At 74.5% G+C, this 17,707-nt stretch carries 15 protein-coding genes, 2 pseudogenes and 1 riboswitch; of the genes and pseudogenes, 6 read left to right on the forward strand and 11 right to left on the reverse strand.

Annotated features, from left to right (window positions below):
• Positions 1–40: 40 nt before the first annotated feature.
• The 9 genes and pseudogenes from cobJ to DK389_RS14540 form a co-directional block, all read right to left on the reverse strand.
• Complete coding sequence (gene cobJ / locus DK389_RS14500; RefSeq protein WP_109890581.1) at positions 41–805, reverse strand: precorrin-3B C(17)-methyltransferase; 765 nt, start codon at positions 803–805, stop codon at positions 41–43.
• The gene (locus DK389_RS14505; protein ID WP_418292033.1) at positions 802–1,587 is read right to left on the reverse strand and encodes a precorrin-2 C(20)-methyltransferase; all 786 of its coding nucleotides are present in this window, start codon (positions 1,585–1,587) and stop codon (positions 802–804) included. The genes cobJ and DK389_RS14505 overlap by 4 nt, the downstream gene beginning before the upstream one ends.
• Positions 1,587–2,219, reverse strand: coding sequence for a precorrin-8X methylmutase (locus DK389_RS14510; RefSeq protein WP_109890583.1), 633 nt, complete (start codon positions 2,217–2,219; stop codon positions 1,587–1,589). The genes DK389_RS14505 and DK389_RS14510 overlap by 1 nt, the downstream gene beginning before the upstream one ends.
• 24 nt (positions 2,220–2,243) lie before the next feature.
• Positions 2,244–3,587, reverse strand: a complete 1,344-nt coding sequence (cobG, locus tag DK389_RS14515) for a precorrin-3B synthase (RefSeq protein WP_109890585.1) — start codon at positions 3,585–3,587, stop codon at positions 2,244–2,246.
• Positions 3,584–7,014, reverse strand: a pseudogene (gene cobN, locus DK389_RS14520) (cobaltochelatase subunit CobN). Before cobN ends, cobG begins: the two are co-directional and overlap by 4 nt.
• Before the next feature lie 11 nt (positions 7,015–7,025).
• Positions 7,026–8,060, reverse strand: a complete 1,035-nt coding sequence (gene cobW / locus DK389_RS14525) for a cobalamin biosynthesis protein CobW (RefSeq protein ID WP_109890587.1) — start codon at positions 8,058–8,060, stop codon at positions 7,026–7,028.
• Positions 8,061–8,089: 29 nt separating this feature from the next.
• Positions 8,090–8,473 carry a DUF1636 family protein gene (locus DK389_RS14530; RefSeq protein WP_109890589.1) on the reverse strand — a complete coding sequence of 128 codons (384 nt, stop codon included), beginning with the start codon at positions 8,471–8,473 and terminating at the stop codon, positions 8,090–8,092.
• Positions 8,466–9,227 (reverse strand): CbtA family protein, encoded by a 762-nt coding sequence (locus DK389_RS14535; RefSeq protein ID WP_109890591.1) that lies wholly within the window; start codon positions 9,225–9,227, stop codon positions 8,466–8,468. The genes DK389_RS14530 and DK389_RS14535 overlap by 8 nt, the downstream gene beginning before the upstream one ends.
• A gap of 28 nt (positions 9,228–9,255) precedes the next feature.
• Complete coding sequence (locus DK389_RS14540; RefSeq protein WP_109890593.1) at positions 9,256–9,438, reverse strand: CbtB domain-containing protein; 183 nt, start codon at positions 9,436–9,438, stop codon at positions 9,256–9,258.
• A 35-nt stretch (positions 9,439–9,473) separates the two neighbouring features.
• Positions 9,474–9,666, reverse strand: a riboswitch (cobalamin riboswitch).
• Positions 9,667–9,776: 110 nt separating this feature from the next.
• On the opposite strand from DK389_RS14540, the gene cobU reads away from it, so the two are divergent.
• The 3 genes from cobU to DK389_RS14555 are packed head-to-tail and all read left to right on the forward strand — an operon-like array spanning position 9,777 to position 12,395.
• Positions 9,777–10,307 carry a bifunctional adenosylcobinamide kinase/adenosylcobinamide-phosphate guanylyltransferase gene (cobU, locus tag DK389_RS14545; protein ID WP_194075206.1) on the forward strand — a complete coding sequence of 177 codons (531 nt, stop codon included), beginning with the start codon at positions 9,777–9,779 and terminating at the stop codon, positions 10,305–10,307.
• Positions 10,304–10,906: a cob(I)yrinic acid a,c-diamide adenosyltransferase gene (cobO, locus tag DK389_RS14550; RefSeq protein ID WP_109890595.1), complete on the forward strand. Its 603-nt coding sequence runs from the start codon at positions 10,304–10,306 to the stop codon at positions 10,904–10,906. The genes cobU and cobO overlap by 4 nt, the downstream gene beginning before the upstream one ends.
• A 34-nt stretch (positions 10,907–10,940) precedes the next feature.
• On the forward strand, positions 10,941–12,395 hold the full coding sequence (locus DK389_RS14555; protein WP_194075207.1) for a cobyric acid synthase: 1,455 nt from the start codon (positions 10,941–10,943) through the stop codon (positions 12,393–12,395).
• Positions 12,396–12,402: 7 nt separating this feature from the next.
• On the opposite strand, the gene cbiB is transcribed toward DK389_RS14555, so the two are convergent.
• Positions 12,403–13,395: an adenosylcobinamide-phosphate synthase CbiB gene (cbiB, locus tag DK389_RS14560; protein WP_109890597.1), complete on the reverse strand. Its 993-nt coding sequence runs from the start codon at positions 13,393–13,395 to the stop codon at positions 12,403–12,405.
• Between cbiB and cobD the strand changes: the two genes are divergently transcribed.
• Positions 13,372–14,400, forward strand: a complete 1,029-nt coding sequence (gene cobD / locus DK389_RS14565; RefSeq protein ID WP_194075208.1) for a threonine-phosphate decarboxylase CobD — start codon at positions 13,372–13,374, stop codon at positions 14,398–14,400. The two genes, cbiB and cobD, sit on opposite strands and share 24 nt — an antisense overlap.
• On the opposite strand, the pseudogene DK389_RS14570 reads toward cobD, so the two are convergent.
• Positions 14,393–15,645: pseudogene (locus DK389_RS14570) on the reverse strand (MFS transporter). The gene cobD and the pseudogene DK389_RS14570 overlap by 8 nt on opposite strands.
• Positions 15,646–15,866: 221 nt before the next feature.
• Between DK389_RS14570 and DK389_RS14575 the strand changes: the two are divergent.
• Together DK389_RS14575 and DK389_RS14580 are read left to right on the forward strand one after the other, a co-directional pair.
• On the forward strand, positions 15,867–16,070 hold the full coding sequence (locus DK389_RS14575; RefSeq protein ID WP_109890601.1) for a hypothetical protein: 204 nt from the start codon (positions 15,867–15,869) through the stop codon (positions 16,068–16,070).
• A 144-nt stretch (positions 16,071–16,214) separates the two neighbouring features.
• On the forward strand, positions 16,215–17,624 hold the full coding sequence (locus DK389_RS14580) for a malonyl-CoA decarboxylase (protein ID WP_109890603.1): 1,410 nt from the start codon (positions 16,215–16,217) through the stop codon (positions 17,622–17,624).
• Positions 17,625–17,707 lie beyond the last annotated feature (83 nt).

Below are 17,707 nucleotides of genomic sequence, written 5' to 3' on the forward strand. Positions count from 1 at the left end.
ACGGGAGAGGGCGCGCGTCGCGGTTCCTGCCGGAATCGCATCACCGCCCCGCCGGCACGCTGCGCGGCGTGTAGAGGAAAGGGCGCTCGCCCGGCCCACGGGGGATCAGGCGCGTGCCCGAGGCGCCGATGATCACGAGCGTCGCCATGTCGGCCGGCGCCTGCCGGGCCTCTTCCAGCGTCATCACGCGCAGCGCCTCGTCCGGCCGCGTCACCGCGCGGGCGAAGGCGACGGGCGTGGTGGCATCGCGGATCTCCAGGGCGAGGCCGAGCGCGGCGCCGAGCTGCCAGGGCCTCGCCGAAGAGATCGGGTTGTAGAGGGCGACGACGAGGTCGGCCCGCAGCACCGCTTCGAGGCGCGCGGTCACGACCTCCCAGGGCTTCAGGTTGTCCGAGAGCGACAGGGCGCAGAAATCCCCGCCCATCGGCGCGCCGAGGCGGGCGGCGGCGGCGAGCATCGCCGTGATGCCGGGCTCGACCGTGATGGAGAGGCTCCGCCAGGCCGGGTCGCCGTGCTCGACCGCCTCGAACACGGCTGCCGCCATCGCGAAGACGCCGGGATCACCCCCCGACACGATCGCGACGTGCCGCCCTTCCGAGGCCAGCGTCAGCGCGTGGCGGGCGCGGTCCACCTCGACGCGGTTGTCGCTCGGGTGGCGGGTCAGGCCCGGCCGCTCGGGCACGCGGGCGACGTAGGGGATGTAGCCGATCAGGTCCGTCGCCCGGTCCAGGGCGGCGGTGGCGGCAGGGGTGACGAGGCTCCGATCTCCGGGTCCGAGGCCGACGATCGCGACGCTGCCGCTCACGGCCGCCGGCCCTCGCCGGGAACGAGGACCATCGAGAAGTAGGGCGCCTCGTCGTCGGGCTTCCCCGCGAGGGGGATCACCTTCTCGCCCGCCATGGTGCCGCGCTCGACATAGACCGCCCGGTCGAGGAGGCCGGCCTCGGACAGGGCCGCGCGCACCTTCGGCAGGTGGCGGCCGAGCTTCATCACCACCGCCGCGTCGGTGCCGCGCAGGCGCTCGGCCAGCGCCGCGTGCGGCAGGGTCGCGGGCAGCACGGTGAGCACGTCGTCGCCCCAGGTGATCGGCGTGCCGGCTCGGGTCCAGCAGCCGGACATGCCAGTCACGCCCGGCACCACCTCGACGGGGAAGCGGTCCTTCAGGCGCCGCCACAGGTGCATGAAGGAGCCGTAGAAGAACGGGTCGCCCTCGGACAGGATCGCCACGTCGCGGCCTGCGCCAAGATGGTCGGCGAGCCGGGCGGCCGCGTCGTCGTAGAAGCCCGCCAGCGCCGAGACGTAGGTGGCGTCGTCGGGGGCGAGCTCCGTCGTGTAGGGGTAGACGAGGGGGAATTCGCGGGCCGGATCGCGCAGCACCGCGTCCGCGATGGTGCGGGCGTTGCCGCGGCGGCCCTTCTTGCAGAAATGGACGAGGATGGGCGCCCTCTCCAGCACGCGCACGGCGCGCACCGTCAGGTAGTCCGGGTCGCCCGGACCCATGCCGACGCCGAAGAGGGTGCCGGTCGTCACCACGGCCGGCGCCTCGGGGGCGGGCTCGTCGGCGAACAGGCTCTCGCGCGCGTCCATCACTCGACCTCGCTGGCGAGGGCGTTCACCGCCGCTGCCGTCATGGCGCTGCCGCCGCGGCGGCCATGCACGACCACGAAGGGCACACGCCCGTCCCGGGCCAGCGCCTCCTTCGACTCGGCGGCGCCGACGAAGCCGACCGGGATGCCGATCACCGCGGCCGGGGGTTCCACCCCCTCGTCGAGCAGTTCGAGCAGCCGGAACAGGGATGTCGGCGCGTTGCCGACCGCGACGACGCTGCCGGGCAGGTGCTCGCGCCACAATTCCATGGCGGCGGCCGAGCGGGTGGTGCCGGCCGCCGCGGCGAGGCCCGGCACGCGCGGGTCGCCGAGGGTGCAGATCACCGGGTTGCCCGCGGGCAGCCGGGCGCGGGTGACGCCGTCGGCGACCATGCGCACGTCGCACAGGATCGGGGCGCCGGCCTTGAGCGCTGCCTCGCCGGCGGCCGCGAAATCCGCCGACATCTCCACGTCGGCGGGCAGGTCGGTCATGCCGCAGGCGTGGATCATGCGCACGACGACGCGCTCGGCCGCGCCGGCAAAGCGGACGAGGTCGGCCTCGGCGCGGATCATCGCGAAGGAGCGGGCGTAGATGGCCTGCCCGTCGCGCAGGTAGTCGAGGCGCGAACTCATCGGTCGAAACTCATCGGTCGGAATTTATGGGTCGGACTTTATGGGTCGGGTGTCGAAGGCGCGGTGGAGGGTTTCTGTGGAATCCGCCCTCCTTACGCGTTCGAGCGCCGCCTCGAAAGTCAGTTGCGTCGCCGGCTCATCGCCGGGGCCGCCGTCGAGGACGACGCCGTAGCGGCCGTCATGCCCGGCGAGGGTGAGGTCCGCGGGGGCGGGTCGGGCGCAGCCCTTGGCGCAGCCGGAGACATGGGCGGTAAGTCCCCGCGCCGCGAAGGGCTGGAAAGCCTCCGCGAGCCGGGCGGCGTCGACCTGCGTCGGCGTCGAGCCGGAGGCGCAGGCCGGTGCGCCGGGGCAGGCGGCGACCGCCCGGCGCGGATCCTCGGGCGCGACGACGAAGCCGGCGGCGGCAAGGTCCGCCAGGGCAGATTCGGCGGAGGCGGGGGCGGTGGCGGGGAGCACGAAGCCGCGGGTTGAGGACAGGCGGATCTCGGTGGCGCCGAGGGTTGCGGCGATCCGCGTGAGCGCGTCGAGGGCGTCCGCATCGCAGCGGCCGAAGGGCGCCTCGACGGCGAGGATGGTGAGAGAAGGGGACAGGACGTGAAGGCCCGCCGGGGGCGGCATTCCGCGCTGCCCGGCCCAGGCACCGTTCGGCGCGACGGACCCCCTCTCCCGTTCGGGAGAGGTGAGGCGCGCCGCGGCGCGGGTGAGGGCGTGGCGCTCGTCCTGGCCGAGGTCGCGCACCCTGCGTCGGCCCGTTCGGGCGAAGGCGTCGAGGAGAGCCGCGACCGTCCCGGCCACCTCCGCCTCGGCGACCTCGCCGATCCGATCCGGCCCGTCCTCGGCCGCGAGGGCCAGTGCGACGCGGCCGGCTTCGGCCGCCCGCAGGACGATGTCGGCCTCGGCCTCCCCCGGCCCGAAGCAGCCGCCGCCGTACAGGCTCACCAGGGTCTTGGCCGGCACGCCGGGGATCGCGAGCCCCGCCGCCTCGACGGCGCGCGCCAGCGCCGGCACGTCGATGCGCTCCGCCGGGTCGAGGCCGGCGAGCGGGCTCGCCAGCGTCAGCCGCTGCGGACCGCCGTCGTGGCGCGCGTCGCCGAGGCCGGCGGCGTCGAGGAAGGCCGCGAGGGGGCCGCGGGTCTCCTCCGTCACGCCGCGGACCTGGAGGTTCGCGCGGGCCGTCACGTCGATATGGCCGTTGCCGAAGCGGCGGGCGGCCTCGGCGAGGTCTTTCGCCTGCGCGAGGCTCAGGACACCGCTCGCCGGGTGGATGCGGGCGAGGAGGCCGTCCCCGGTCGGCATCGGCCGGGCGAGGCCGGGGCACCAGCCGCGGCGGGAGGGGAGGGCGGGGAGGACGCGCCGGGCAACGCTCATTCGGCGGCCTCCGGCCTCAGCGCGTCGGGCGGCATCGCGTTACGGCGGCTCACCCAGAGCCCGCGGCGGCGCGCCTCCTCGAACCGCTCCAGGATCGCCCGCGTCGCCGCGGGGTTTGCCGCCGCGATCCGCTCGAAGGTCTCGGGGTCGGCGATCCAGGCGCCGTAGAGATGGTCGAGGTCGCCGCCGCGCACCGCGTCGGTCGTGGCCGCGAGCACGAACAGGGCGTCGATCCCCTGCGCCAGTTCCTGCACGCCCCGGTAGCCGTGGCGGAGCTGGGCGGCGATCCAGCGCGGATTGGCGAGGCGCCCGCGGATCAGGCGGGCCACGTCCTCGCGGGCGGTGCGGGCCTTGGGCGCCTCGGGGTCGGCGACGTCGAGGCTGTAGAGGGCGGGCCGCGCGCCGGACGCCTCGGCGGCGGCCGCGAAGCCGCCCATCGCGTCCGCGCCCGCGTCCCCGTCGAGGAGGTCGCGCTCGGCGACGTCGAAGGCGTGGACGTAGGCGTCGGCCCGCGCCACGCGCTCGGCGAAGCTCGCATCCGCGCCCTCCGCGTCGCCGTAGGCGTGCGAGGACGCCGCGAGGTAGGCGGCGGCGAGATCGGCCCGGGTCTCCCAGGCGTCTTCGAGGGCGGTGCCGGCCGCGCCGGCCCCGTAGCGGCCGGGGGCCGCCCCGAAGACGCGGGAAGGCGCCTCGCCGCGGCGGCGGGCGGCCGCGAGCGGGTTCTCCGCATCCTCTTCCTCGTCGCGGGCGGCCACCGCGCGGGCGGCGCGGTCGAGGAGCGCCAGCGTCTCGGGAAAGGTGTCGCGGAAGGCGCCGGAGACGCGCAGCGTCACGTCGATGCGCGGCCGGTCGAGCAGGGCGAGCGGCAGCACCTCGAAGCCGGTGACGCGGGTGGTGGCGTTGTCCCAGACCGGGCGGACGCCCATCAGCGCCAGGGCGTGGGCGACGTCCTCGCCGCCGGTGCGCAGGGTCGGCGAGGCCCAGAGGTCCATGACGATGCGGGCCGGGTACTCGCCTTCGTCCTGCAGGTAGCGGCGCACCACGGCCTCGGCCGCCCTGGCGCCGAGGGTCGCGGCGGCCCGGGTGGGCAGGGCGCGGGGGTCGAGGGTGGTGAGGTTGCGCCCCGTCGGCAGCACGTCGGTGCGGCCGCGCGCTGGCGAGCCGGCGGGGCCCGGCGGTACGAAGCGGCTGTCGAGGGCGGCCAGAAGACCGTCCCGCTCGGCGTCCGCACAGGCGCGGCGCGCCGGATCGGCGTCGGCGGGCGCGCGGCCGAAGACGTGGAACCCGTCGCGGAAGGCGGTCTCGGCGAGGTCGCAGAGATGTGCGTCGAGGGCGGTGAGCGCGTCCTCCATCGGCGCGTTGGCCGCGATCCCGGCCCCTCAAGGAGGCCCGCCGCCGCGGCGTCGTCCAGGATCGCCCGCGCGATGAGGGCGGCGCGGCGGGGATCGAGGACGCTGGCCGAGGAATATTCCTCCACGAGCTCGCGCAGGCGCGCCGCCTCGGGCGAGAGCTCCGCCCGCTCCACGCGCGGTGTCAGGTGGCCGAGGGCGATGCCGCCGAGGCGCCGCTTCAGCGGCGCGGCCTCGCCCGGATCGTCCACGATGAACGGGTAGATCACGGGCAGCGCGCCGATTGCGAGCGCCGGCCAGCACGTGGGCGAGAGCGCGACGGCCTTGCCGGGCAGCCACTCGGTGGTGCCGTGCGTGCCGAGATGGATCAGCGCGTCGAAGCGGGCTCGCAGGCCGAGATGGAAGGCGAGGTAGGCGTGGGTCGGCGGCGCGTCGGGGTCGTGATAGCCGGCCTTGCGGTCCTCGCCCCGGCCGCGATCCGGCTGGAGGAAGATCGCGAGGGTGCCGGCCGCCCGGCGCGACGCGCCCCCTCTCCCATCCGGGAGAGGGTCGGGGTGAGGGGGACAGGTCTCTCCGGATAGGTCGCACTCCTCACCCGGTCCGCGTCCCGCGCACTCGACCGCTCCCGAACGGGAGAGGGGACCGGAGATCGACCGGAAGCGGAAGGCGTCGTCTGTCAGCGCGGGGTCGCTCTCCGGCGGCCCCCAGTGGGCGTTCAGGACGTCGCGCGCCTCTGCCGGCAGGGTCGCGAGCCACGCCCGGTAATCGTCGAGCGGCACCGCGAACCCGACGTCGCCCTCGGTCAGGGCCCGCATCAGGGCGTCCCCCTCCGGCATCGGGCCCAGGGCGTAGCCGGCCTCCGCCAGATCCGCCGCGATGGCGCGGGCGCTCGCCTCCGTATCGAGGCCCACCGCGAAGCCCGCCCGGCCGCCGCGGGCGGGATAGTCCGAGAGCACCATCGCGAGACGCCGCGCGTGGCGCGGCGTTCGCGCGAGGCGGATCCAGGCCGCGGCCCGGTCGGCCAAGGCCGCGATGCCCTCCGGATCGGGGATCGCGCGGCGCTCGGCGTAGCCCTCGACCTCGGGCGATTCCTCCTTGAACGAGATCGGAAAGCCGGAGAGCCGCCCGTCGAATTCGGGCAGAGCCACCTGCATGGCGAGGTCGGCCGCGTTCAGGCCGCGCGCCGAGGCGGCCCACGCGGCGCGGGGGCTGCCGACCGTGACGGCCTGGAGGACCGGGCAATCGGCCGCATCGAGCGGGAAGGCCGCGTCCTCCCGCGCCGAGAAGGCAGTGGCCGCCACCACGATGTCGGGGCGGCGGGCGGCGACGAGCGCCCGCAGCGGCTCCAGGGCCGCCGGATCCTTGAGGCTCGACACAGCGACGATGGCGCTTCCGATGCCCCGCATCCGGAGCGCTGCCGTGAACGCCGCGACCGGGGCCGTGTCGCCGCCGAGCACGGCGGAGCGGTAGACGAGGACGAGCGCCAGCGGCGCCCCGGCCGCGGCGAGGGCCGTCTCGACGGAGACCGGACCGCAGCCGGGGCACCACGCGAAGCCCCGCGGCAACGGCTCCGGCGGCTCGACCGCGACGGGCTCGCCGATCTCGGCCGCGAGCCGCCCGAGCATCCGGCGCAGGTTCTGCGGACCGCCCGCCCGGAAATAGGCGTCGAGCTCGGCCGCGAGGCCCGGCACCGTGGAGTAGGAATCGAGGCGCGGGTCCGGCCGGTCGTCGCCGGGCAGCACCGCGAGCTTGACCCCGTGGGCACGGGCCGCCGCGTGGGCCCGCTCCACGCCGTAGCGCCAGTAATCGAGGCCGCCGAGGCAGCGGATCACCACGATCCTGGCGCGGGCGATCACGCCGTCGACGTAGAGATCCACCGACATCGGGTGCCGCAGGCGCGCGAGCTTGGCGAGCCGCAGCGAGGGCAGGCCGGGCTCGCCCGCCGCGTGGGCGGCCGCGACGCCCGCGAGGTCGGAATCGGTGAAGGAGAGGAAGACGATGTCGCCCGGCGCCTGCCCGAGATCGACCGCCGCCTCGCCCTCGTCGAGGGAGACCGTATCGATGCGGACGAGGTGCATGGCGCCTTATATCATCCCGCCAGCGCCGCCGCGACGGCGTCCCGGTCGAACCCCTTGAGGCCGATCACGACGAGGCGGCCGTCGCGGGATTCGGACGCGCGCCAGGGCCGGTCGAAATGGTGCGCGACGCGCCGTCCGACGCCCTGCACGACGAGGCGCATCGGCTTGCCCTCGATCTCGGCGAAGCCCTTGATGCGGAGCACGCCCGCCGTCTCGGCGGCCCGCTCGACGCGCGCGGCGAGGTCGGTCGGACTCGCGGCGGCGCGGACCGGCAGGGCCACCGTCTCGAAATCGTCGTGGTCGTGGTCCTCACCCTCGCCGTGGTGGGAGGGTCGGGCGTCGAGGTCGTCCTCGGCGGCCGCGTTGAGGCCGAGGAGCACCCGCGCGTCGATCGCGCCATGCGAGGTCTCCACCACCTTCACGGCCCGCGGCAGCTGGCGCTCGACCTCGGCGCGGACGCTTGCCCGCTCGGCCTCGCCGAGGAGGTCCGCCTTGTTCAGCACCACGAGGTCGGCGCAGAGGAGCTGGTCCTCGAACACCTCCTCCAGCGGGTTCTCGTGCTCGACGCTCGCATCGGCCGCGCGCTGGGCGGCGAGCGCGTCCGGATCCTCCGCGAAGGCGCCGGAGGCCACCGCCGGGCCGTCGACCACCGCGACGACGCCGTCGACCGTCACTCGCGAGCGGATCGCCGGCCACTGGAAGGCCTGGACGAGGGGCTTCGGCAGGGCGAGGCCCGAAGTCTCGATCAGGATGTGCTCCGGCGGGTCCGCCCGTTCCAGGAGGGTATTGAGGGCCGGCACGAAATCGTCGGCGACGGTGCAGCAGATGCAGCCGTTCGGCAATTCGACGATCGCGTCCTCGCTGCAGCCGGGGACGCCGCAGGCGGCGAGGAACGAACCGTCGAAGCCGACATCGCCGAACTCGTTGACGAGGATGGCGAGGCGGCGGCCGCCCGCATGCTCCATCACGTGGCGCACGAGGGTCGTCTTGCCGGCGCCGAGGAAGCCGGTGACGATGGTGCAGGGAATCTTCTCGACGATGCTCATGGGGGCACTCGTGATGGCGGGGCGCCCGCTTAGGCGGAGGCGCGGGGCGGGATGCGGGCGATCACGCCCTTGCGGAAGGCTTCCGGCCGCGCCCGCCAGGGCACGAGGCCGTCGGCGGTGCCGGCGTAGAGCCGGATGCCCTCGATGATCGTGGGCGCGGATGCCTCGGGGTCGAGGTCGCCGTAGACGTAGGTCCAGCGGTCGGCGCCCGCGACCGCCACCGTGCACGGGCGCTTGCAGACCGAGAGGCACTCGACCGGCTCGACGCGCAGCCCCGGCACGGGCGTCTCGGCGAGCGCCTTCTCGATGGAGGCGAGGAGGCGCGCCCCGGCGCGCGGGCCATCCCCGTCCCCCTCGGCGCGGCAGGTGGTGCAGACGTAGAGCACCACAGGTTCGGGCTGGCCCTCAGGCATGGGCCGGCGCCTCTGCCGCGCGCCCGAACACCTGCCAGGCCCAGCCGAAGGCGAGCCCGATCACCGCCCAGAACACGAAGGCGATGCCCAGCGAGCGGGCGGCAAATTGCGCGGCGAGGAGGGCGGGCACGGCCGAATTCCCCTCGGGCGGCACCGGGGCGCCGGCGAGGTGCGGCGCCACGATGAGCACGAGCCCGCCGAGGATGGTGACGGCCGCCCGCCGGATCAGGATTAGGTAGAGGCCCATCGCGGTCGCTGCGGCGGTCATCAGCCACCATGCCTGGCGCGTGGCGAGGGGCGCCGCCTCGCTGCCCGGCAGCTCCGGCGGCAGGCCGAGGGCGGGGGCGAGCGCGACCGCGGCGAAGCCCGCGAGCCCGAAGGCGAGCGCCCGCTCCGGCGTCGGCGCGCGGCCGCAGGCGAGCATCACGGCGCCGAGGAGGAGCGCGTAGCCGATGCCGCCGATCAGCGTCGCGAGGCCAGTGAAGGCCATGCGCGGCAGGCCGGGGCCGGGCTGCCACTCCGCGCCAGGCCCAGTGTTGCCGTGGTCGTGACCTTGGGCAGGCGCCTGGCCCTGCGCCGGCGCGTGGGCCAGGACGATGGGCAGGCGAGTCTCGTCCGCATCGAGGGCGGCGTGCGTCTCGTAGCGCTCGGCCGCGATGATGAGCGGCGAGGTGAGGGCGAGCTGCAGGCCCGTCGCGACGACGGCCGCGAGGAAGCCGGCGACGAGGGCCGCCGACAGGAGCCGGATGATCATGGGATCTCTGCGGGCTGCGGCAGAGCGGTCAGTGGCAGGGGAAGTTCTGCGTGTGCCGGAAATCGTGCGCCGCGTTGTGCAGCGCCGAGGCCGGCGCGAAGCCCGCGAGGAAGACGAGGCCGAGCCCCAGCAGGGCGGCGATCGCGATGGCGGCGGCGCCCTCGCTCGCGCGGGTGCCGGTGGTGCCGAGGGTCTGGACGTTCGTCGTCATCGGGTCAGGTCTCCGGCCGCCCCGCCGGCGGCGTTCGAGGATAGCGGGGGACGGCAGGTCTCCTGGCTCGCGGATCCTCGCGCCTGCCGCCTTCCCGGAGATCCGGTGGCGTGGTGGCAGGAGCTAGCCGCTCACAGTTGCGGGGGCAGCCGCGGAATCGGAGCCCGAGCCCCTCACCGCATTCCCTTTTCACCCCGTCGCCGGGGCACCGTCTCACCGGCTTCTAGCCTGTCGCGCGGGCCGGCACAACGCGGGCCGCACCCCGAGTCCCGCGATTCTTTGATCGAAGGCGAAGGCGATCTTTGACCGGAGGGCTGCGCTTGGGGCAAAGGAGCCCGATGCTTCAGGCCGCCCCCCGCATGACCCTGGTGCTCGGCGGCGCGCGCTCGGGCAAGAGCGCCCACGCGGAGGCGCTGGTCGAGACCTCCCCGGCGCCCTGGACCTACCTCGCCACCGCGCAGGCCTGGGACGACGAGATGCGGGAGCGCATCGCCCTCCACCGCGCCCGCCGGGGAGAGGGCTGGGTGACGCGGGACGTGCCGACGGAACTCGCCGCCGCGATCCGGGAGGTGCGCGGCCCCGTCCTCGTCGATTGCCTGACGCTCTGGCTCACCAACCTGATGCTGGGCGGGGCCGATCTCGCGGCCGCGTCCGAGGATCTCGCCTCGGCCTGCGCGGATGCGGCCGGCCCGCTCGTCCTCGTCTCGAACGAGGTCGGGCTCGGCATCGTGCCCGACAACGCCCTGGCCCGCGCGTTCCGCGACGCGGCCGGACGGCTCCACCAGCGCCTCGCGCGGGAGGCCGACCGGGTCGTGTTCCTGGTGGCCGGGCTGCCGATGGTCGTCAAACCCGCTGGAGGACACGCATGAGCGACGAGGACGCGCGCCACCGCGAGAAGATGCGGAAGCGCAAGGCGGCGCAGGATGCCGAGGTCGCCTCGAAGACCGTCGAGAAGGGCCTCCTCATCGTCAACACCGGCCCCGGCAAGGGCAAGACGACGGCCGCGCTCGGGCTCGTGCTGCGGGCGCTGGGGCGCGGCTGGCGGGTCGGCGTGGTGCAGTTCATCAAGGGGGCCTGGGACACGGGCGAGAAGCGGGCGCTGGAGGCTTTCGGCGACCGGGTCGCCTGGCACGCGCTGGGCGAGGGCTTCACCTGGGAGACGCAGGACAAGGCCCGCGATATCGCCGCCTGCGCGCGGGCCTGGGCGACGGCGCAGTCCCTGATGGCGGATCCGACGATCCGCCTCCTCGTCCTCGACGAGATGAACATCGCGCTCCGCTACGACTACCTCGACATCGACGCGGTGGTGGCCGTGCTGCGGGCGCGCCGCCCGGACCTGCACGTGGTGGTGACCGGCCGCAACGCGAAGCCCGCGCTGATCGAGGCGGCCGACCTCGTGACCGAGATGGGCAACGTGAAGCACCATTTCTCGGCGGGCGTGAAGGCGCAGGAGGGGATCGAGTTCTGATGAGCCCGCCTCGTCCCGGCGCTCGGATCCGCCCATGACCCGCGCCATCATGATCCAGGGCACGGGCTCGGATGTCGGCAAGTCGCTGATCGTGGCCGGGCTCGCCCGCGCCTTCGCGCAGCGGGGCCTGCGCGTGCGCCCGTTCAAGCCGCAGAACATGTCGAACAACGCCGCCGTCACGGCCGATGGCGGCGAGATCGGGCGGGCGCAGGCGCTGCAGGCGCGGGCGGCCGGCGTCCCGCCCTCGGTCCACATGAATCCAGTCCTCCTGAAGCCCCAGAGCGAGGTCGGCTCGCAGGTCGTGGTGCAGGGGCGCATGGTCGGCACCGCCAAGGCGCGCGACTACCAGGGCTGGAAGCCGCGCCTTCTCGCCTCGGTGCTCGAGAGCTTCGCGCACCTGCGGGCAGAGGCCGATCTCGTCGTCGTCGAGGGGGCGGGCTCGGCCTCCGAGGTGAATCTGCGGGCCGGCGACATCGCCAATATGGGCTTTGCGCGCGCGACCGATACGCCGGTGATCCTCCTCGGCGACATCGACCGGGGCGGCGTCATCGCGAGCCTCGTCGGCACGAAGGCCGTGCTCGACCCGGCCGACGCCGCGATGGTGCGCGGCTTCCTCGTCAACCGCTTCCGCGGCGACTCCAGCCTGTTCGCGGACGGGATGCGGATCATCGCCGAGCGCACGGGCTGGGAGAGCCTCGGCCTCGTGCCGCACTTCCCCGACGCCGCCCGCCTGCCCGCCGAGGACGTGCTCGGCCTGAGGGGATCCGAGGCGGGGCCGGGCGCGCGCGTCGTCGCGGTGCCAGTCCTGTCCCGGATCGCCAATTTCGACGATCTCGACCCGCTCCGCGCCGAGCCCGGAATCGCCGTGGTGCTGGTCCGGCCGGGCGAGGCGATCCCCGGCAACGCCGACCTCGTGCTGCTGCCGGGCTCGAAGACGACGATCGACGACCTCGCCGATCTTCGCGCGCAGGGCTGGGACGTCGACATCCGGGCGCATCTGCGCCGGGGCGGGCGCGTGCTCGGCCTCTGCGGCGGCTACCAGATGCTCGGCCGCAGGATCAGCGACCCGCACGGCATCGAGGGCGAGGCGCGCTCCGTGCCCGGCCTCGGTCTCCTCGACGTCGAGACGGTGATGACGCCCCTGAAGCGCCTGGAGGCGGTGACGGGCGAGAGCCTGTCCGACGCAGTGCCGTTCGCCGGCTACGAGATGCATATCGGCGATACCGCAGGACCCGACGCCGCGCGCCCGCTCCTGCGCCTCGCCGACGGGAGGACGGACGGGGCCGTCTCGGCGGATGGGCGCGTGGCGGGGACCTACGTGCACGGGCTCTTCGCCGACGACCGGCAGCGGGCGGCGTGGCTCGCGCGCCTCGGCGCCGCGGCGAGCGGCGCGGCGTACGAGGCCGGCATCGAGGCGGTGCTCGATGGCCTCGCCCGCCACATCGAGGCGCACGTGGATTGCGACCGGCTCCTCGCGCTGGCCGGATGATCGCCCCTCAGCCCGCGAGAAGCGTCGCGAGGATGGCCGCCAGCCCGAACAGCAGGGCGCAGGCCGCGCGGTAGATCCGGATCGCCCGCTCGATGTCCTCGGGTCCCGCCTCGGCGCGGCCGTCGCCCATCCAGGAATCCGTCACGCGCTCGCCCCCGTAGACCCTTGGCCCCGCGAGACGCAGGCCCAGCGCCCCGGCCATCGCGGCTTCCGGCCAGCCGGCGTTCGGCGAGCGGTGCCGCCCGGCATCGCGCCGCACGGCCGTCCAGGCGCCGCGGGCCGAGGCGCCCTTCGTCAGGCGCGCCGCCGCCACGATGAGGAGCGCGGTCAGGCGCGAGGCCGGCAGGTTGATCAGGTCGTCGAAACGGGCCGCGGCCCAGCCGAACGCGGCGTGGCGGGGCGTGCGGTGCCCGATCATGCTGTCGGCGGTGTTGGCGGCCTTGTAGAGGAGGCCGCCGGGCAGCCCGCCGAGCCCGATCCAGAAGGCCGGCGCCACGATCCCGTCCGAAAAGTTCTCGGCGAGGCTCTCGATCGCGGCCCGGCACACGGCCGCCTCGTCGAGGGTCTCGGGGTCGCGCCCGACGATCATCGAGACGGCGCGGCGCCCGCCGGGCAGCCCCTCCCGCCGGAGCGCGGCGGCGACGCGGATCACGTGCTGGTCGAGGCTTCTCTGCGCCGGAAGCGTCGCGCACAGGAGCGCGGCGAGGACGAGCCCGAGTACCGGGCCGCCGAGCCCGGCGAGCGCCGTCAGGGCGAGCCCGCTGCCGACCGCTGCGGCAAGGAGAATGAGGAGGGCGAGCACGCCCTTGAGGCGCCGCGTGCCGGGCTCGCCCCGGTTCAGCCCCCGGTCGAGCGCCGCGATCAGTCGGCCGATCCAGGTGACAGGGTGGCCGAGCGCCCTGTAGAGCGCGTCCGGATAGCCGGCCGCGGCCTCGATCAAGAGGGCGAGGGCGAGGATGATGAGCGTATCGGGCGGATGGGCGAGGACGGTCCAGGACATCGGGTCTCGGCAGGGAAGGCCGGCGCGCCGGTAATGAGCCACGGCGGCGACCTCGACGCCGCGCGCAGGCTGTTCCCGGATGCGCCCGAGCCTTGGATCGATCTCTCGACGGGGATCAACCCGGTCCCCTATCCCTGTCCGCCGCTGGAGGCCAGCCTGTTCCGGCGCCTGCCCGCGCCCGGCGACCTCGCGGCGCTGCGGGCGACCGCCGCCGCGGCCTACGGCGCCGATCCGGCGGGAATCGTGCCGGCGCCCGGCACGCAGATCCTGATCGAGATCCTGCCGCGGCTCCTGCCGCCGACGCGGGTGGCGGTGATCTCGCCGACCTATGCCGAGCACGAGGCCGCCTGGGCGCGCGGCGGCCACGCCGTCGTGGGCGTGCCCGATCTCGCCGCGATCGGCGAGGCGGCGGTGGCCGTCATCGTCAACCCGAACAATCCGGACGGGCGCGTCTTCCCCGCGGCCGCGCTGCGGGAGCTGGCGGAGCGCCTGCGCGCGCGGGGCGGCCTCATCGTCACGGATGAAGCCTTCGCCGACCTGGAGCCCGTCGAGAGCCTCTGCCCCTTCGCGGGGCCCGGCCTCGTGGTGCTGCGCTCGTTCGGCAAGACCTACGGGCTCGCCGGCATCCGACTCGGCTTCGCGGTCGCGGAGCCCGTCTTCGCGGCGCGGATCGCCGCCGCCCTCGGGCCCTGGGCGGTCTCCGGGCCGGCGCTGGCCATCGGGCGCGTTGCCCTCGCCGATGCCGGCTGGCGGGGGGAGGCGGCCCTGGCGCGCCGGGCGGACGCGGATCGTCTCGACCGGATGATCGCCCGCGGCGGCGGCCGGGTCGTCGGTGGCACCGCCCTGTTCCGCACCGCCGATTTCGAGGACGGCCCCGGCCTGTTCCGGCGCCTCGGCGAGGCCGGGATCTACGTGCGCCGGTTCGAGGCGGCACCGAGCCGCCTGCGCTTCGGCTTGCCGCCGGACAAGGGGGCGTGGTGCCGGCTCTCGCGGATCCTCAGGTAGCCCGCGGCCGGTGCCGGTCGAGCACGGCGACGAGGAGGGCGAGGCCGGCGAGGACGATCCCCACCGTGCAGACCCCCGGCCAGCCGGCGGCGAGGAAGGCCCGCGAGCCCGCATAGGCCCCGAGCGCCCCGAACACGAACATCGCGGTGAACAGCACGGTGTTGATCCGCCCCCGGCGCCGGGCACCAGCGCGTAGGCCCGGGTCTGGTTCGCGATCAGTGCCCCGTTCAGGCCGATATCGATGAGCAGCACGCCGGCCGCGACGCCGACGAGCGACCTGCCGCCCCAGAGCCACAGCACGGCGAAGGCCGCGAGGACGCAGGCGCTGCCCGCCACCACGACGGGCCGCGCCCCGCGCCGGTCCGTGAAGCGCCCCGACATCGGCGCGATGAGCGCGCCCGCGACGCCGATCACCCCGAACAATCCGGCGCCGGCCGCCGTCAGGTCGAAGGGCGGCGCCTCGACGAGAAGGGCGAGGGTCGCCCAGAAGGCGTTGAAGCTCGCGAAGAGCAGCGCCTGCGACAGGGTCGCGGTGCGCAGGGTCGGCTGGGTGCGCACGAGGTAGAGGATCGAGAGCATCAGCGCCCGGTAGCGCAGGGGCTTCGTCTTCGGCGTCCTCGGCAGGGTCGCGGCCGCGATTCCCGCCATGGCGAGCGCCACGCCCGCCGCCGCGACGAACACCGCCCGCCAGCCGAACTCGGCACCGAACAGCCCGCTCGCCGTGCGCGCGAGCAGGATGCCGGTGAGGAGCCCGGTCATCACCTGCCCGACGATGCGCCCGCGGCTCGCGTCGGGCGCGAGCTCGGCCGCGAAGGGCACGGCCTGCTGCGCGGCCGATGCGAGGAAGCCGATCAGGAGGCTCGCCAGCGCCAGGACGGGGAGGTTCGGTGCCGCGCCGGCGAGCAGCAGGGCGAGGCTCAGCGCCGCGAGCTGACCCATGATCAGGCTGCGCCGGGGCAGGCTGTCGCCCAGCGGCACGAGCCCGAGGATGCCGAGCCCGTAGCCGACCAGGCAGGCGGTCGGGATCCAGATGGCCGCCCGCGCCCCGAATTCCGAGACGAGGAGGGCGAGGAGGGGCTGGTTGTAATAGATGTTGGCGACCGCGCCCCCTGCGATCAGGGTGAGGCCGAGGCGGGCGCGGGTCGTGAGATGCGGTGTCAGCAAGGGCAGGTCTGGGGTGTGGGGCAGGGAGGCCCAACGCCGTAGGCCGGCCGGGCCGCCGCTGGCAACCGCCCCGGCCGGCATCGCCTCCCGCCACTCGCGAAACGGTGAGAAGGGTCCGGCCCTTCCATCACGCTCCCTTCACCACCATATCACAATCGTTGCGGCAGAAGGACTTATGCTCTGCTGCCGCGCTGGGTGCCCTTGGAAACGCGACCGTTTCGGGCTCTCATTTCGGGTGCGACGGTCACGATGTGCTGATTCGCGCCCACGACAGGCTTTCGCCGGACAACAGGGAGTTCCGTATGCCGAACTACCGCGTCAGTTTCGCCAAGCAGATCCTGGGGGTGCCCTTCACCGTCGGCTCCGTGGAGATCGCCCGGGCGCGCGATCCGGAGCGGGCGCGCCGCGCCGCCGAATTGCGCTTCGCGCGCCAGCACGGGGTCGAGGATTGGCGCGAGCGGGCCGATCGCTGCGAGATCGCTGCGGCCGAAACGCAACGCGCCTGAGCCCGGCCGCCGGAGAGGCCCTGGGCCGCGTCCCGGCCCCTGGCCCTCTCGGCGTACCCGGCCTAGAACGAGGCCGCTGGCGGCCGGTCCCTCCGGGCGGCCGCACATCGTGACAGCGGGTGGCGACGGAGCGAACGGCGTTTCATGGCGGCGACCTCTTTCTTCGGCGACCTGCTCCAGACGATCAGCGACCGTGGCCGCGACCTCATCAGCTTCGGACGGGGCGACATCGCCGCGAAGGCGAGCGCCCCCGAACTCGTCAAGCTCTGCGAGGATCTGATCTCCCGCCGCGGCGAGGCGTCCGGCGTGGCGCTCGCCCGCCTCATCCTCGACCGCTACGCGAGCTTCGCGAAGCCCGAGCGCCTCGCCTTCCTGCGCCTCATCGCCCAGGAATTCGATGCGGACCACGCCGCGGTCGACGCGGCGATCGCCTCCTACCGGGCCGACCCGACCCGCGCCCGCCTCGGGCGCCTGCACGAGGCGGCCGAGCCGCGCAGCCAGGAGCTGATCCGCCGCCTCAACCTCGCCCGTGACGGCACGCGGGCCCTCGTGCGCATGCGCGAGGACCTGATGGACCTGCGCGCGGCCCTGCGCGCCGAGGAAGGGGCGGATGCGGACCTGATCGATGCGGCCGACAGCCTCGATTGCGATTTCGAGCACCTGTTCGCCTCCTGGTTCAACCGGGGCTTCCTGGTGCTGCGCCACATCGACTGGACGACGCCCGCCCACATCCTGGAGAAGATCATCCGCTACGAGGCGGTGCACGAGATCCAGGGCTGGGACGACCTGCGCCGCCGGATCGAGCCCTCCGACCGGCGCTGCTTCGCCTTCTTCCACCCGGCTCTCGTCGACGAGCCGCTGATCTTCGTCGAGGTGGCGCTGACCGGCGGCATCGCCGCCGCGATCGCCCCGATCCTCGCCAACGAGCGCGACCTCCTGCCTATGCGCGCGGCCACGACGGCGGTGTTCTACTCGATCTCGAACTGCCAGCGGGGTCTGGCCGGCGTCACCTTCGGCAATTTCCTGATCAAGCAGGTGGTGGAGGACCTCGCCCGCGAGATCCCCTCGCTCAAGACCTTCGTCACCCTCTCGCCGGTGCCGGGCTTCGCCCGCTGGCTCGACCGGGAGCGGCGCGCCGACGCGTCGCAGGGCCTGACGAAGGAGGATATCGAGGCCCTGCGCCTCCTCGAACGGTCGGACTGGCAGAGCGACAAGGCGACCTGCGAGGCGGTGCGCAAGGCGATGCTGCCCGCGGCCGCCGCCTATTTCCTGCGCGCCAAGAACGACCGGGGCCGGCCCCTCGACCCGGTCGCCCGCTTCCATCTCGGCAACGGGGCGCGGCTGGAGCGGCTCAATTTCCTCGGCGACACCTCGCCGAAGGGCGTGAAGCAATCCTACGGGCTGATGGTGAACTACCTCTACGACCTCTCGGCCATCGAGAAGAACCACGAGACCTACGCCAATCTCGGCACGGTGGCGGCCTCCGGCACGGTGAGCCGGGAATTGCGCGCGAACCTGCCGCCCCCGCGCGCAGTGGCGCTCGCCGACGCCTGAGGCGGGCGGCTTTCCTCCCCGCGGGGGAGGGGAGGCGCCTGCGGGGACCTTCTTCCCGGTCGGCACTCCCCAAGAATTCGCGC

This window comes from Methylobacterium durans (assembly GCF_003173715.1).
In the GTDB taxonomy this organism is placed as follows: domain Bacteria; phylum Pseudomonadota; class Alphaproteobacteria; order Rhizobiales; family Beijerinckiaceae; genus Methylobacterium; species Methylobacterium durans.